A 16,005-nucleotide genomic window follows, 5' to 3' on the forward strand; every position below is an offset into this window, starting at 1 on the left:
TTTACCAGATCACCTCGATCTGGTCTTTGTACCAACTGAACTTAGGATCGGCTGTCATTACCGGCCAGCCCTCGTGTAAGGCCGTTGCCAGAATAAGCCGATCAAAAGGATCACGATGGTCGTCAAAAAAAGGAATTTGATCATAGGCGGCAATGTGCTCGTTTTGCAAAGGCAAAATCTGAATGTTTTCGAGCATCATATCCTGAAGCAAACCAGCCAGGCCCCGTTTAATCGACAGCTTACCAACTTTAGTCTTGATAGCGACTTCAAACAAACTGATCTGACTGACGTAGATAGTATCTGCTGTCTGGATCTTTAATCGATTGGTTTCCAGTAATCGATCATTCCCTTCAATGAACCACAGCAGAACCTCAGTATCCAGTAGAAAACTCATTACATATACTCATTAAGATCATCCAGAGGCTCATTAAAGTCCTCAGATAAGCTAATCTGGCCTTTCATGCTTCCTCCCTGACGCTTTTTAAGGGCTGGGTCAATAAATGCATCCTCTTCCAGAAACGTTATGACAACCCGGGTCTTTTTGTGCACAGGTGGGCGTTCATCCCATATGATCTGCCCGTTGTCATAAGTTGCTTTTACAGCTGTCAGCATAGCACACATTCGTTTTACTCAAAGGTAGCAAAATCCCGCATCGCACGGCCTTACCCTGATGACGCGAGAGGGTTCTTACGTGAGGTACGGATGCGTCATCGATTCATCACCGCATCAACTCATCGAATGTGATACTGACGTAGTATAACCCGCCAATACTGGCCAGTCCGTAGCCTTGTGTATAGTACTTGTTGAAGATGTTGGTACCACCAAGTTTAACGACCGACTTAAAGGATGGCACCTTATAAGACACCTGCGCATCGACGCTTGTCCAGGATGGCAGCCATACATCACCTGCCGTAGTACCCTGCTCTACCCACATTTCACTGGTCCAGCGGTAGGTAAGCGTAGCGCCAATCCGGTCGGTAATGCGTGGATTATTCAGGCTGATATTATAGCGATTCTCGGGGGAGATAAAGAAATTACGTCCCAGTTGTGACACTTCGGGGTTGCTCATTTTCCGCTTAATCACGGGCGCACCAGACAGATCGTTACGGATGTTGCCCTGCGCATCGCGCAACGTAACGGTCCCTACCTGATGCGCGTAGTTACCGCTAACAGTAAATCCCCGCCCCAGGCCATACTCAGCGCCCAGGCCGTAACCATCTACGAAGATTTCGTTGAAGTTGTTGAAGTTGATCTGTAACGTGCGATACGCGTTGGTAGAAAAGTCAGCAATCCGACCGTTGGTTGGCTGGTAGAAACTCTGAGCAGCGATGAAGTCGTTGTAACGGCTATGGAAGTAAAAAGCATCGACAAAAAACGTGTTGCTGACCAGCGCTTTATAACCGACCTCCCACGTTTTTATTTTTTCCGTCGTGAAAGTCGTCGGGTCATACGCCCGGCTACGGAGTTGCGATTCGGAAATGCGTCCGGCGGTAAAATCCCTGACGTCGGAATCGAGGTAGGCCGGATTGGTAAATAACCGGGCCGATTCAGCTGCCAGACGCGACCCGCCCACTTCGCCACCCTGCGTTCCCGGTACCGCAAACAACTGCCCCGGCGAAGGATTCCGGAACGCGCTCTGCCAGGAACCCCGGAAATTATGTGCCCCTACGCTTACCACCGCTGAAGCTCTGGGCGTAAACCCACCCTGAAAATACTGGTTCTTGTCGTACCGGATAGCCACGCTTGGCTTGACCGTTACGACTGAGCCCAGTTTCAGTACTTTACCCACCTGAGCGTACGCGCCATATTCGTTGATCGTGTATTCCGAACCAGTGGACTGCAAGGTTACGGCCGTACCACCGGTATTGAGCGCATAATGCCGGATACTACCACCTACGAGCACTTCGGCTACCTTGTTTATCAGCTTGGTCAGGTTGTACATGCCTTCGTAATGCCACAGCGCCGAGTTGTCCCGAAACCGTAATCCCTTAGCTTTATACCCCGGAACTGAATCGGTGTTGTAGGTATTGGCAAACAAGTCGCGCACCCGGTTGAAACTAGCCGATCCCGGCAAAAACCGCCCCCGGTCGGCGGTTGTGCGGGCCGCGTCGATACTTACTTTGTTTTCAACATAGGCCTGACCAAACTCAGTAGCCCATTGATTCAGCGGCTTCCAGGCGTTGTTAATAGCGGTAGCCGCCTGCCCGATGTTCCAGCCTTCGGCATTCTGCTGGGTAGTGTAGGCTCTTACGAAAAAGTTGTCGCCTTTTAGTTCGGCCTTGAACTGATTGCGTTTGTAGTCGGGGAAGTATTCCCGAAAGCCGGCGGTACGAATGAAATTACCATTTCCGTAGTACCAACCAACCGAAGCCTCCATATTCCGGCCGACTTTGTAGTGTAACGACACATTGGCGCGGTTGTTAAATACCTTCCCGTTATTTCCCAACACCTCCAGCTCGGTATAGCCCGTACGGGTCACAAGCCTGTTCTGCAACAGTGAATTTTCATAATCGGCGGGGTATTTGAAAGCACCGCCCGCATTGATATCGTCGCCGTAAATGTTTACGCCATCGTACTCAAAATTGGCGTTTTTGTTGCTAACCGGAACATACCCGATGCCGGTAGCAATACCGCCCCGACTAGGATCGGTGGAGAAGAACCCGGCGCGGGCGCGGGTGGAGCGATCAGTATAATCGTCGGCTATAAAATCGGTACCGCTAAGGCGCTGAAAGCTGGCTTTGATGGCAAAGCGCGTGCCCAGTTGTTTCGCATAGCGAATGGCCAGGTCGGAATACCCTTTGGGACCAAAGTTCTCTTTGCCAACGTTGTTCATGCCCACCTTTACCTGAGCGCTCAGGCCCTGGTACGAGAACGGACTCTTACTGGTCGTCAACATCAACCCCTGCAACGCATCTGGTCCGTAAAGAGCCGACGATGCGCCCGGAATCAGTTCGATACTCTCGACATCCAGATCAGAAATTCCCGCTACGTTACCAAACCCGAATCCCAGACCCGGCGAACGGTTGTCCATGCCGTCGGTCAATTGTAAAAACCGATTGTTGTTATTCGCCCCGAAACCGCGCAGGTTTACCGATTTGAATGTCAGGCTTTGGGTCAGCAGATCAACGCCTTTCACGTTTTGCAGCGCATCGAACGGGCTGGCGGCCGGGGAGTTAGCAAACTGCCGGGCACCGAGCCGCTCTACGGTTACGGCGGCTTTCTGGATATCTTCTGGTACGCGGCTTGCCGACACAACGACCTCGTCGGCCATAACAGCCTCTTCGATCAGTTTCATATCCAGGTTCCGGAAGTTGTTGCCCCGCGCCACGATGTCCTGCCGTCGGTAGCCAATAAATGATGCGCTGATGGTAAGCGGCAGCGGCTCGGCGGTCGACAGGGAGAAACGCCCGTCGGCTTTCGTAATCGTACCCTTGTTGGTACCTCTTACAACGATTGTTACCCCGGCCAGTGGCTGACCATTCTCATCCCTGACATACCCCGCCAGGTTCGTTACGGACTGGCCCGAACCGGCCCCTTCGTCGAGAGACCTGCTGGTTTGGGCCAGGACCATAGCTGATGCCAGGCATATGAACAGTAAGATTAAAGAAAGTTGTCTCATATGTAAGATGCCAGAAAAGTAATAACGTTCGATCGTCCAATACAAAGGTTACTAAAATTCGTGACAACGGCGAAACAGACTTAGGTTGTTTTTTCTACAGCAGCATTAGTAACTAAAGGCTTTATCGCGTCAATAAGGCCATTTTTCCGTCCTGTTCGTAACCGCGTCACGGTGTAAGTAATTGCCACTTAGCACAAACCACCCATGACTGATTCAGCGGCCTGGCAGCCACGCGCCTTATTAAAAACGATAGTGGCATCAGCCTTACAGCGCAACTTATCTCAAGAACCATGCCCGTAATCCGGTGCCCTGAAGATACCGGCCTGGGTGGAAATGAAAAAGGCGCAGACCCCATGAGATCTGCGCCTTTTTCCCAATCGGTCAGAACGTGTACCGCAGGGTGGTTCCGTAGGTTCTGGGGTCGCCGAGTACGGCTCCATACTGGCCGGCATTGCCAGCCGCCGGGAGCAGTTGTTCGAAATAATCCTTGTTCGTCAGGTTACGTGCCCATAGCAGGATCGATACCCCATTGGAGGCCCGGAAACCAACTCTGGCGTTCAGCAAGGTGTAGCCGTCGATATTCAGGTATAGCGAGGGCGACGCGCTCGACGAGAAAGAGGACCGGTAGTAGGTATCGAGGGCCAGGAAGTACCGCCCGCTCTGGCTGAACAGCTTCCCGGCACCAGAAATCTCGCCACCCAACGAGCCAGCCCATTTAGAGATACCCGGCAGAACACCCCCCGAGATATCCTTGAACGCAGACTCTCCACCGGTTTCTTCAAGGGGTACAGGGGCGTTTTTGAAGGAAATGTATTTACCGTCGGTGTAGGCAAGGGCACCGTTTACCGTGAAATTGCTGGTGACCCGAACGTTTCCATCCAGTTCGACACCTTTCACCCGTACTTTCTCCGCGTTGGCAAGATACCCCCTGTTTACTCCTACTTCAGCGGTTTGCACCTGCGTCTGGTAGTCTCTGATGTCGGTGTTGTAGACCGTTAGATTCAGCGTAGACCCCGGTGTTGGGCGGGTCTTCACGCCAACCTCTACGTGGGTCACGTATTCTGGTTTCACTTTGGCCAGATCGATCAGAACGACGCCGTTGGCCGTCGGCAATCCACCCAGGTTGACGCCAACCGGTTTGTAACTGTTCGCATACGTTGCATAGGCATTAAATTGCTTGCTGGCCCGGTAAGCCAGGGTCAACTGGCCCGAGAAGTTGTTCTCTTCGACGCCAAACGCGAATGCCTGATTGGTGTAAACGCCATTTTTGAGGGCCAGCAAAGCCGGTTCGGTGGTTTGCAGCCCCCCGTAGGTCTCCCGTTTATAGTCTACGTCTTTCTTGTCGTAATTGAACCGCAGGCCGGGCAGTAAATGCCATTTGTCGCCGATAGTCCAGTCGAGCTGGCCAAATACGGCTCCACCCAGGGTCTTGAGCCGCGATGTTGTCCGGGTACCGAATCCATCGAGAAGACCGGGCGTTTTCCATAAGGCGCTGGTCGAGCTTTGTGAAAAACGCCACTGGGCCGAACCCGATTCCTCCGTTTGAACGGGATCTGACCGGAGATCCTGATCGATCAGGAACACCCCAACGACTCCGCTCAGGCGGGACGAGAACTGCCCGGCATACCGAATTTCCTGTGTCCATTGCTGATGCTGCGAGTTACCCTGTGATTTGGTCAGCACCGGAAGACCGGTAAAGTCTCTGTCGTTGGATGGATCCCATTTCCAATACCGCCAGGCCGTGGTCGACGTCAGTTTGCCACCCCCTATCCGGGCGTCGACATTGACCGAAGCACCCCCGAAATCATTGTTTGACCGCCAGGGCGTATCGGTATCGGTGACCCGGTCGAATGGATTCGTAGTAGGCAGTTTGTAACCGAGATCGGCAATTATAGTGTTGAATTGACGGTAAGCCGCCCGCTTCGTTGGTACTACCCCAGCTAAAACGGTTGCATACCCGTCGGGGCGTTGCCGGGAGTTATCACCCGCTACCGTAACAGACACCCTGTCCGATGGGGTATACAGCAACTGTGCTCTGTACCCTACGTTATTCAGGGTATTGGTAGGTTTAAGCGTTGTGAGGTTATAAATGGTCCCGTCCCGCTGCGTACCCGAAAAAGAAACCCGGGCTGCCAGCTTTTTGCTCAGCGGGCCGGTTATAGACGCTTTCGCCTGAATATAATTCAGGTTGCCAAAGCTTGTTTCAAAACTGGCACCGGGCTGAAAGCTGGGGGCACGTGTGACAACGTTAAACGCACCGGCCGTGGTATTCTTGCCAAAAAGCGTCCCCTGCGGGCCACGGAGTACCTCTACCTGCTCAATATCGATAAAATCGAGCGACGTGGCCGCCGGACGGGCATAATACACGCCGTCTACATAAAACCCTACCCCCGGGTCTATACCATCGTTGGTAAGGCCAAAACTCGACCCCAGCCCGCGAATGTTGAGCGTCGTGTTACGGGCATTGGATGCGTAGAGCTGTACACTGGGAACCAGTTCCTTTAAGCGGTTCACGTTGAACGCACCCGCATCTTCGGCACGGACACCGCTGACAACCGAAATCGGAATGGGAACGTCCTGCGCCGACTCCTGACGGCGTCTGGAGGTAATGACCACGTCGGATAATTGATTCGCGCCTTCCTGGAGTTTTATTTCTGTATTATCCTCATTGATTATTACTTCGGTTGTTTGATACCCAACGAAAGACACAATGACCGTGAAGGGAAGCTTTTGGCCGGTAATCAGCATAAACTGACCGTCCTCTTTGGTTGGTGCCCCATTAGTCGTGCCTTTGATCGCTACCGTTGCGCCAACTAACCTCTTGTTGGACTGGGCATCGACAACCGTTCCGGAAACCGTTGCATTAATAACAGGCGCGTTCTGCGCTGATAAAAATAAGGGAATGATAAAGAGGCCAAAAAAGAAAACCGACTTGAAAATTTGTCTCATTGTGAACTGTGTGTATTGTATGGATGAATGGTGTTGATTAGCTGTGCTGGAGCTGTGTCGTCAATGCCTTCGCGACAACAAAAACAGAAAATGTAGTGCGATAAATAATTGATTTTCATCTTCTTCAAGCTAATTACGCCTACTACTCCCAGTACTCCCGGTTGTAGATAGACTATTAGTAGTTATACTCTATTGATTATATAGAGTTTGCAAATAAACCATTATGTTTGCTGCACATCCAAATGCACCGATGAAATTATTGGTGTATTTGACCTTTTTCTTGGTTTGCAAACAGCATTACCCGAAAAAAGTCAATTTTACAGGAATAGCCCATTCGTATCCTATGTAAATTCTTATCTGTTACGAGCGGTATTGTCTGGCCTGAACACCGCTCCTGGCAACAGGTCTGGTGGACATCCCGGTCGGGGTGGCTTAATTTGTTACAGTGGATTCGGGCTGAACAGCGATTTAATCATCGCATAAAGGGCGACCAGCTGGCGGCTGGCTATAGCTCCAACTGGCGGGTCAGGTATAATTTCATGCTTCAGATACCCCGAAAGGAGAAACGATCCGGCCGGGCGTGCCGAATTTCGGGATTCAGGATGAAGCCTTCATTAATTTGGGAAAACAGATCACCTATAATTACTTCGACCAGAATAGGTTCTTCATGGGCTTTTCTTATCCGTTCAGCAAATCGCTGACCGAGCAGGCGGGCTACAGGAATCTGTTTCAACAGCAGGCGACCGGCAATGTATTCGTCAATAATCACGTGGCCCGGCTGCTTTTGTTCCATACGCTGGACTTGCGCAGACAGCCTTGAAGGAGTGCGGCTTACTGGAAGTAGCCGGTCAGTTCACCATAGCCCAGCACATGGCCATTCATGGCCTCCAGCACATCCTGCTTCCCCGGAAGGTCGGTAAACGACAGAACCTGATCGAGGGCATATACCCGAAATACGTAGGCATGCCGACCAATGGGTGGGCAGGGACCAATAAACTTCATACCGCCGGTTCCGTTCTTACCAACCCGCGCGCCCAGCATCCGCAGTTGTTCCGGCATAACCCCTTCCGGCAAACTCCGAACCGATGGAGGTAGGTTGTAGACGACCCAGTGGGAGAGGTTGTAGAGTGAATAATCGGGTGTTGGCACGTCATAGTCGGTTACCAGCACGACATAAGACCCAACCCCGGAATCAGGGTTTTCCCAAAGCAGGGCAGGCGACAGTTCTTTTCCTTTACAGCTACAACTAACGGGCAAATCGCCATTGGGAGGAAATGAACTGCTAGACAGGGTCAACGTCTTGCGGAGAGTACCCAGCTGTGCCAGTTCGTTTTCGCGCCCCCTCCTGGCCAGCCAATGCATGGTAACTGCAACAGCTACCAGGACAACGAACAATCCTAGTAGAATTTGGGAGATCAGGCGCATATAAAAAGCCGGTCAAGTACGTTAGGGTATCTGACCGGCTAATTAAGCGTAAAAACCGTTACGTTGCCTATCTACACATGAACGGTTGAGCAACAACTATCGCACGGACCTGTTTCTTTCATATATGTGACCGAAACAGCGCTACTAACCGACAGCCCGGGTCAGGCCGCCCGGCTACTCGACGGACGGCGCAGGAGCGTAGCGCGCGTAGGCTGACTGTTGTTGCGCGACTCCTCGATAACCTGCTCCGATACCAGGCCGACGTGGTTCGCGCGTTTCAGCACATAGTCGAATGGTATGTTGTAATAATTGACCACTTCGCTACGGAAACTATCCGGAAACCGGGACAGCCGAAGCCCGAAAAACTTGCGAATTTCTTCTTCCGGCAGCATAGCCGCCAGCGCCAGCCGCTCAGCTTCGACCAGCAAAGCTGAACGCGAGGGGTACATATGTTCCAGGCCGACAGAAGCGGTCAGAATGTTCAGGAATAAATTCTTGTACATCGCCGACAGTTCGGCTGGCAAAATGACCCAGCCCTGCTCCCGGAACTTAGCCGAGAAACCCGTCAGGCCCTGCTCACCCCGAATCTCACCGGCAATCATCTCCTGAGGAAACCGGAGCCGGTCGGGATCGGTTTTCTGCAAGCGGAATACGACGGCTTCGACGGGGCTTTTCTGAAACAATAAATCGGCGGGCATGACCTGGGTATTTTCCCATTGGTCGGTCATGCGCATAAATAAACTCTCGTTGACGGTCAATTTTTCTGGGCCGCCCAGACTGACCAGCATCCGGCGAAAAGACGCCAGAAAATCGATCTGAAGTTGGTTTGGATTATTTCTTCCTCGCTTCATGCGGTTGGGGCGCCGACACGCTGGTTTTCAGGCCAGTTACCGGCGTCATTAGTATGGTTGTTTGTTGCCAATAAGGGAGGTAAATATACGAAATAAACGGCTCATGTAGAAGCCCGATCAGAAAGATAACCGGTCATCCGGCAGCCTCCCGGCCAGCTACGCGTAATTGGCCCGCAACCGCTTTTCAGGAGCGCCTACGCGCCGGATTTACAGGCTTCGACAACTCCATGCCGTATGCGCCCGCAAACTCCCTACCTTTGCGGCTCAAACCGATAGCTGCGTGCTTATTTTTGGGCGCTGTATCCGTTGCCTGAAAACGAGTACAGCCCGAAGCCAATCATTCTATTACGAATTCGCTTATTCTCCAATGCTAAGAACCCACACGTGCGGCCAGCTCCGCTTAACCGACGACAATACCACCGCAACCCTTTGCGGCTGGGTTCAAACCGTCCGCGACAAAGGCGGTGTTCTCTGGATCGACCTCCGCGACCGCTACGGCATCACCCAGCTCCTGCTCGAAGATGGTCAGACATCGCCCGACCTGTTTACCACAGCCCGTTCCTTTGGGCGTGAGTTTGTCGTGCAGGCAACGGGAACCGTTATCGAGCGGAAATCTAAAAACCCCAATCTGCCCACCGGCGACATTGAAATCAAGGTAACGTCGCTGACGGTGCTCAATCCGGCGAAACTTCCACCGTTCCTGATCGATGACGAAACCGACGGAGGGGATGACCTGCGTCTGAAATACCGATACCTCGACCTCCGCCGGAATCCCGTTCGGCGCAACCTCGAACTGCGCCACCGAATGGCCCAGCAAACGCGGTTATATATGGACGGGAACGATTTTATTGAAGTCGAAACACCCGTGCTGATCAAATCGACGCCCGAAGGAGCGCGGGACTTTGTCGTGCCAAGCCGCATGAACCCCGGTGAGTTCTATGCGCTGCCCCAGTCGCCCCAGACCTTCAAACAACTGCTGATGGTATCCGGCTTCGATCGCTACTACCAGATCGTAAAATGTTTCCGTGATGAAGACCTGCGCGCCGACCGTCAGCCGGAATTCACGCAGATCGACTGCGAGATGTCATTCGTGGAGCAGGAAGACATTCTTAACATGTTCGAAGGGCTGGTCCGGCATTTGTTCAAAGCGGTAAAAGGCATCGACCTGGCCGAAGTCCCCCGCATGACCTACGCTGAAGCCATGCGCCGGTACGGCTCGGACAAACCGGATACGCGTTTCGGAATGGAGTTTGCCGAACTTACCGGACTGGCTCAGGGCAAAGGGTTCCCGGTCTTCGACTCTGCCGAACTGGTTGTTGGCATAAACGCCCCGGGCTGCGCCCATTATACCCGTAAACAACTGGATGAATTGACGGAGTGGCTCAAACGACCACAAATTGGCGCAAAAGGGCTGATCTACGTTCGGTACAACGAAGATGGCAGCCTCAAATCGTCGGTTGACAAGTTCTATAGCGAAGCTGATTTGAAAGCCTGGGCCGAACAGCTCAATGCAAACCCCGGTGACCTGATGCTCATCGTATCGGGAGAGGCCGCCAAAGCCCGCAAGTACCTGAACGAGTTACGCCTGGAGATGGGCAGCCGGCTCGGCCTGCGCGACCCGTACACGTTCAGCAGCCTGTGGGTGCTGGATTTCCCCCTCCTCGAATACGGCGAAGATGAGAACCGCTGGTTCGCCATGCACCATCCTTTCACGTCGCCTAAACCGGAGGATATATCCCTGCTGGACAGCGACCTGGGCGCTGTTCGGGCGAATGCCTATGACATGGTCATCAATGGTACTGAAGTAGGTGGTGGCTCCATCCGTATCTTTAACCGTGAACTACAGGCCCGCATGTTCAGCATCCTGGGCTTCTCGGACGAGGAAGCCAAAGCCCAATTCGGTTTCCTGATGGACGCTTTCGAGTATGGAGCCCCCCCACACGGCGGTATTGCCTTTGGTTTCGATCGGCTGTGTTCGCTGTTTGGCGGTGCCGACTCGATTCGGGATTTTATCGCCTTCCCGAAAAACAACTCAGGCCGGGATGTGATGATCGACTCGCCGTCAACGATTTCGCCAGCCCAGCTGGCCGAACTGAAAATAACGACGACCGTTTCGTAAATAAGCCAACAAAGTCTGTAAGGAGGTTACCCCAACATAGCTAAAAGGGCCTCAGGAAGGAGCTACGCATTGTGTAGCTCCTTCCTGAGGCCCTTTTAGCTATGTTGGGGCATTTATTTGTTTAGTTATCAGAAATAGTTGTTTAGGCACTTTATTTGGGTATTATATTTGATCCAGCAAAATGTGAAAACACGAACAGGTTTTCATTACTCTACACCATATATAGAATTACTTTATGTTACTCTACCACTGTCGCTCCGGATGGATACTGGTACTAGCCTGTCTGTTGCCCTATTTGTCTCTGGCTCAACTACGCATCACGAGTCCGGTACCCCGGATGGTTTTTCAGCGTACGCTCAGTAACGAAGCCACGATAACGGTAACGGGCATAGCTCCTTCTACGGCGACCAGCATTCAGGCACGGTTCGTACCCTTAACACTGGGGCAGGGCAGCGTAACTGCCTGGACAGCGATAGACATCCTGCCGAACTCGTCATCATTCCGGGGGCAGGTAACCGTATCCGCAGGTTGGTACCGCCTGGATGTACGCGCCAAAGCCGGCACAACGCTACTCACCGAGACCCACGTCAATCGTATCGGTGTGGGTGAAGTGTTTGTTATAGCCGGACAGTCGAATGCATACGGTGGATTTGAACGGGTACCCAGTTCCGTCGACGATCGCGTGTCGTGTATCGATTTCCGGCAGGACAGCCTGAGTGAGCAATTGCTACCCCTTGCCTTCAGCCATATCAGTTACGGCACCAACATTGGCCCCAGCCAGCCCCCGCACATCTGGAGCCTGCTGGGTGACAAACTGGCGCAACGACTCAACGTACCCGTGCTGTTCATAGGCGCAGCGCTGGGTGGTACCAATAGTTTCGAGTGGCAGCAGTCGGCGGCCGGCAACATCGGTGCCTCCGTAAATGCGGCTGTCTACAGGAGGCTGGGAGCCGTCCTGCTGCATTATGTCCGGCGAACAGGGGCCAGGGCGGTCCTGTGGCACCAGGGCGAAAGTGACCTGCTTAACAATACAACGACTCAGGCGTATTTCGACAATATTCAGTATGTGATCAACAAAAGCCGTCAGCAACTCGGGCAGGAGATGCTGCCCTGGATGGTGGCCCGCGCCAGTTTTATAGACGGCCGAAGCAGCCCGGCTATCATTGCAGCCCAGAACCGGCTTATTGCCGAGGTACCGCGTGTCTATGCCGGACCCGCCACCGATACCATCCAGGGCCCTGACAAGCGGCCGGATGGCCTTCACTTTCGGGGTGCCGGGTTCTTTACCTTCACCAACAGCTGGGATCAGAGCCTGACGGCTGATTTTTTCAGTAAGGCGGTCCCGTTTACCCCAACCGACGAATCGGCCCTGATCACAAGCGGCTATACGCTTCCCCTTACACGTCGGCCGGGCGAAACGATCATAGCGGCATCACTGCGCAGCGATGCCCACGAATTCGACAATCTGTACCGGGCACAGGTACTGAAAGCTACTGACAATACCATCGTATATGAGTCACCGGCCAGCTCGGAGAACCCGCTGTTAGTAACGCTCCCCACCAACCTGGCAGATGGTACCTATCGCCTGCGAACGCTTTCAAACCATCCTGTTACGACGGGTGCGCTGGGCGAGCCGTTCATGGTACGGCAGTCAGCGCCAGCCACCCCGGCACCACAAACCATTCTGCGATCACCCGTAGCGAGTGGCGTAGCCGATGCAGCCATTACGCGGATAGGGTACCGCTATGAAATGCAAAGTCATGGTTTTTATTTCATGGTTCAGGCCGATGCGCAGGTGGAGATCAGGATGGAACGGATCGATGGTGGTGGATTCAATGACGCTGGCTGGTATCAGCCACTACCCAGTTCGCAGCTGCCGGACTATGCCGAGTTTGCCGATTTCAATTACCTGCGTAATTACCCGCCCACCTCGTTTGGCGTAGGCGGTGTGGAGCCGGGACGCTACCGGCTATCGGTACGGCGTCAGGGTACTACCGGATCAGGCGTCTGGTTTGACGCTACGCTGCTCGACGGGCGGCAAATCCTCTACTTTACCATGGAACCCATTGCGGCTATTCCTCCAGTTGTTACCATCACCAGTCCAGCCGCAGCAACCTGTCTTGGCCCTTCCTTTCCGGTGGCCGTCGACGTCACCGACGGTACCCTGAACGGCGGCAACACGTTCAGCGTCCGCCTGTCGGATGCCACTGGTTCTTTTGCCAGCGAAACGACCATCGGTAGCGGCCCAACCAGTCCTATTCAGGTAACCCTGCCAAGCTCCTTACCCGGCGGCAGTCAGTACCGGATACGGGTGGTAGCCAGCAACCCGGCCGTAGCCAGCGCACCCAGTGAACCGTTGTCGATCTGCGCCGGTGCCGACCTATCGCTGGCTATGCGCCTGAGCAACCGAACGCCCCTCGTAGGGCAACCTGTTACGGTGACGCTGGTGCTCACGAATACGGGGCCGCAACCAACAGCGAACGTAACGGCAGGCAGCTTACTCCCCGATGGACTGGTTTTTCTGGACTCCTCATCACCCACGGTAAGTGCCTCACCCAATGCCGTAAACATCAGCGCGGGTAGCCTGGCCAGTGGCGCGAGTACGTCGGCTACATTCCGGCTCCGGGCCACGCGTTCAGGTAGTTTTGCGACGGCGGCCCAGATTACGGCCAGTAGTGTCCCCGATCCTGACTCGCAACCCAATTCAGGCACCGGCGACGGCCAGGACGACGAAGCACTGGTTGATCTCCGGACACTTGATAGCAACGGCTCGCTCACGGTATCGCCAAATCCAAACCAGACTCCCCTGCCCCCGGTGCAATCCAGTCAGCCGCCAACCAGTTCAGCCAACGCCGACCTGAGCCTGAGCCTGGTGTCTGACCGTCTGACGCTGGAGTCAAATCAAATCAGTCAGCTTACCCTCACCGTTAGCAACCGGGGCGGGGCTACGGCCAGCAACGTATCGGTTCAGACACTGCTGCCAGCCGGTTGGCAACTTACCAATACCAACGGCTTAACGGTGAGCGGCCAGACAGTAAATGGGACGATCTCCTCCATTGCAGCTGGTGGTTCAGCCACGCTTACCCTGTCGGTACGAGTGACCAGTACCGGTCTGATACAGGCCCAGATAGGTAGCGCCACCCCGGCTGACCCCGACTCAACGCCCGGAAATGGGTATACAACCGGTGAGGATGACGAAGCCAGTGTGAGCCTACGTATCCGTTAATTGTTTGTTTGTTGACCAACGGCTATACAGGTTTATTCCTTTTAGTCAACAGATTTGAAATAATAAGCCCGGCATTTTTAGCTTTACGCAATTTTAGCGAACTGAAATCTGTTGGAGTATAGCATAATGTTTGGGATTGCCCAACGCTTGATTTTATGGAAGCAACGACCCTCATACCCGCCGAACAACAACGTTACCAGAAGCACCTGAACCTCCCCGAAATAGGCCAGCCGGGACAGCTACGGCTAAAAAATGCCCGTGTACTGGTGGTAGGAGCCGGTGGGTTGGGTTGTCCGGTGCTGCTATACCTGACCGCGGCCGGGGTTGGCACCATTGGGGTTATTGATCCTGATGTGGTCGATCTGAGCAACCTTCAGCGGCAGGTGATCTATACCACCGATGAAGTTGGCCAGCCGAAAGCCAAAGCGGCCGTAACGCACCTCAACCGGCTCAACCCCGGCCTGACATTCGATACCTATGCGATGGCGCTGGAAGCGGGAAACGCCCGGTCCATCATCGAATCGTATGATATAGTCGTGGATTGTACCGACAATTTCAGCGTGCGCTATCTGGTCAACGATGTATGTGTTACGCTCGGTAAGCCTTTTGTTTACGGGGCCATTCATCGCTTTGAAGGACAGGTTGCCGTGCTGAATGCTGACCTGGGAAATGGCCGCAAAGGACCTACCTATCGCTGTCTGTTTCCGGAATATCCAAACGACATCGAAATTCCCAATTGCAGTGTTACCGGCGTGCTGGGGGTTCTTCCGGGCGTTATCGGCACGTATCAGGCAAATGAAGTGATCAAGCTCATTACCGGCATCGGACAGTCGTTGAACGAACACCTGCTGATGGTCGATTTACTTGCGATGAGCCAGCAAAAAATAAGGACTAAACGCCGGCCCGATGCCGATGACCTCGCCCGGCAGGGTCTCACGTCGTCAGGTATGCGGCCAGTGGCTACGTCGGGACCACAAAAAATGTCACCCCAGGATCTGGCCAGTCGGCTCATGGCAGGCGAAGAACTGTTCCTGCTCGACGTTCGCGAGCGGCCTGAGTTTGAACTATGCCACCTGGATGGCGCGGTACTCATTCCCGTGGGCATGATTCCCAATAACCGCAAGCGCATTCCGACCGACCGACCGGTAGTCGTTTATTGCCACCACGGTATCCGATCGGCCAATGTAGCCGAATACCTCTACGCACAGGGCGGCTTAACAAACCTTTATAACCTCGATGGGGGTATCAACGCCTGGGCACGGGACATAGAGCCAGAGATGGCTGTGTATTAAGTCGTAGAAGTCATAAGTCGTACAGTCAGTCAGTAACTCTACGACTTACCGACTCTACGACTTACCGACTCTGCGACTCACCGACTAACTGATCAACTGATTTAATCGTACCTTTGCCGCGCCTAAATGGTATCTAACCAATCATGTTCGTCAACGTACTAAAATCGAAATTGCACCGCGTCAAAGTCACGCAGGCAGAACTCAACTACGTCGGCAGCATTACCATCGACGAAGATCTGATGGATGCCGCCGGTTTACTGGAGAATGAGCAGGTTCACATCGTCAATAACAATAACGGAGAGCGGCTTATCACCTATGTTATCAAAGGAGCGCGTGGGTCAGGCATTATTTGTTTGAACGGAGCTGCGGCCCGCCGGGCACAGGTCGGCGATATTGTCATCATCATTGCCTACGCCATGATGACCACCGACGAAGCTCGAACACACAAACCTACTGTCGTTTTTCCCGACGACAACAATCGCTTAGTGACCGTGTAACAAGGAGAGCGGGGAGCAACGAGATGG

The 16,005-nt window shown here is 53.5% G+C and carries 12 protein-coding genes; 6 read left to right on the forward strand and 6 right to left on the reverse strand.

Annotated elements, in window-relative coordinates; genetic code table 11:
• Position 1: 1 nt before the first annotated feature.
• From FH603_RS20030 to FH603_RS20045, 4 genes are all read right to left on the reverse strand, one after another.
• The gene (locus FH603_RS20030; protein ID WP_186739481.1) at positions 2–394 is read right to left on the reverse strand and encodes a type II toxin-antitoxin system VapC family toxin; all 393 of its coding nucleotides are present in this window, start codon (positions 392–394) and stop codon (positions 2–4) included.
• Positions 394–612 (reverse strand): DUF2281 domain-containing protein, encoded by a 219-nt coding sequence (locus FH603_RS20035; protein ID WP_186739482.1) that lies wholly within the window; start codon positions 610–612, stop codon positions 394–396. Before FH603_RS20035 ends, FH603_RS20030 begins: the two co-directional genes overlap by 1 nt.
• Positions 613–718: 106 nt before the next feature.
• On the reverse strand, positions 719–3,619 hold the full coding sequence (locus tag FH603_RS20040) for a TonB-dependent receptor (RefSeq protein WP_186739483.1): 2,901 nt from the start codon (positions 3,617–3,619) through the stop codon (positions 719–721).
• A 381-nt stretch (positions 3,620–4,000) separates the two neighbouring features.
• Positions 4,001–6,568, reverse strand: a complete 2,568-nt coding sequence (locus FH603_RS20045; protein ID WP_186739484.1) for a TonB-dependent receptor — start codon at positions 6,566–6,568, stop codon at positions 4,001–4,003.
• Between the two features lie 371 nt (positions 6,569–6,939).
• Between FH603_RS20045 and FH603_RS20050 the strand changes: the two genes are divergently transcribed.
• Together FH603_RS20050 and FH603_RS28980 are read left to right on the forward strand one after the other, a co-directional pair.
• Positions 6,940–7,269, forward strand: a complete 330-nt coding sequence (locus tag FH603_RS20050; protein ID WP_317171297.1) for a DUF2490 domain-containing protein — start codon at positions 6,940–6,942, stop codon at positions 7,267–7,269.
• Positions 7,188–7,388 carry a DUF2490 domain-containing protein gene (locus FH603_RS28980; RefSeq protein WP_262891299.1) on the forward strand — a complete coding sequence of 67 codons (201 nt, stop codon included), beginning with the start codon at positions 7,188–7,190 and terminating at the stop codon, positions 7,386–7,388. Before FH603_RS20050 ends, FH603_RS28980 begins: the two co-directional genes overlap by 82 nt.
• Positions 7,389–7,399: 11 nt before the next feature.
• Here FH603_RS28980 and FH603_RS20055 read toward each other — a convergent pair whose 3' ends face one another.
• Together FH603_RS20055 and FH603_RS20060 are read right to left on the reverse strand one after the other, a co-directional pair.
• Positions 7,400–7,993 carry a YbhB/YbcL family Raf kinase inhibitor-like protein gene (locus FH603_RS20055; protein ID WP_186739485.1) on the reverse strand — a complete coding sequence of 198 codons (594 nt, stop codon included), beginning with the start codon at positions 7,991–7,993 and terminating at the stop codon, positions 7,400–7,402.
• Between the two features lie 161 nt (positions 7,994–8,154).
• Entirely contained in the window at positions 8,155–8,844 is a 690-nt protein-coding gene (locus tag FH603_RS20060) for a hypothetical protein (RefSeq protein ID WP_186739486.1), read from the reverse strand.
• A 367-nt stretch (positions 8,845–9,211) separates the two neighbouring features.
• Here FH603_RS20060 and aspS point away from each other — a divergent pair, with 367 nt between their 5' ends.
• From aspS to panD, 4 genes are all read left to right on the forward strand, one after another.
• The gene (aspS, locus tag FH603_RS20065; protein WP_186739487.1) at positions 9,212–10,963 is read left to right on the forward strand and encodes an aspartate--tRNA ligase; all 1,752 of its coding nucleotides are present in this window, start codon (positions 9,212–9,214) and stop codon (positions 10,961–10,963) included.
• 235 nt (positions 10,964–11,198) lie between these two features.
• Entirely contained in the window at positions 11,199–14,189 is a 2,991-nt protein-coding gene (locus tag FH603_RS20070) for a sialate O-acetylesterase (protein ID WP_235985524.1), read from the forward strand.
• 155 nt (positions 14,190–14,344) lie between these two features.
• Entirely contained in the window at positions 14,345–15,481 is a 1,137-nt protein-coding gene (gene moeB, locus FH603_RS20075) for a molybdopterin-synthase adenylyltransferase MoeB (RefSeq protein ID WP_186739488.1), read from the forward strand.
• 143 nt (positions 15,482–15,624) lie between these two features.
• Positions 15,625–15,978 carry an aspartate 1-decarboxylase gene (gene panD, locus FH603_RS20080; RefSeq protein WP_186739489.1) on the forward strand — a complete coding sequence of 118 codons (354 nt, stop codon included), beginning with the start codon at positions 15,625–15,627 and terminating at the stop codon, positions 15,976–15,978.
• The last annotated feature ends 27 nt before the right edge of the window (positions 15,979–16,005 follow it).

Source organism: Spirosoma utsteinense, from assembly GCF_014282275.1.
In the GTDB taxonomy this organism is placed as follows: domain Bacteria; phylum Bacteroidota; class Bacteroidia; order Cytophagales; family Spirosomataceae; genus Spirosoma; species Spirosoma utsteinense.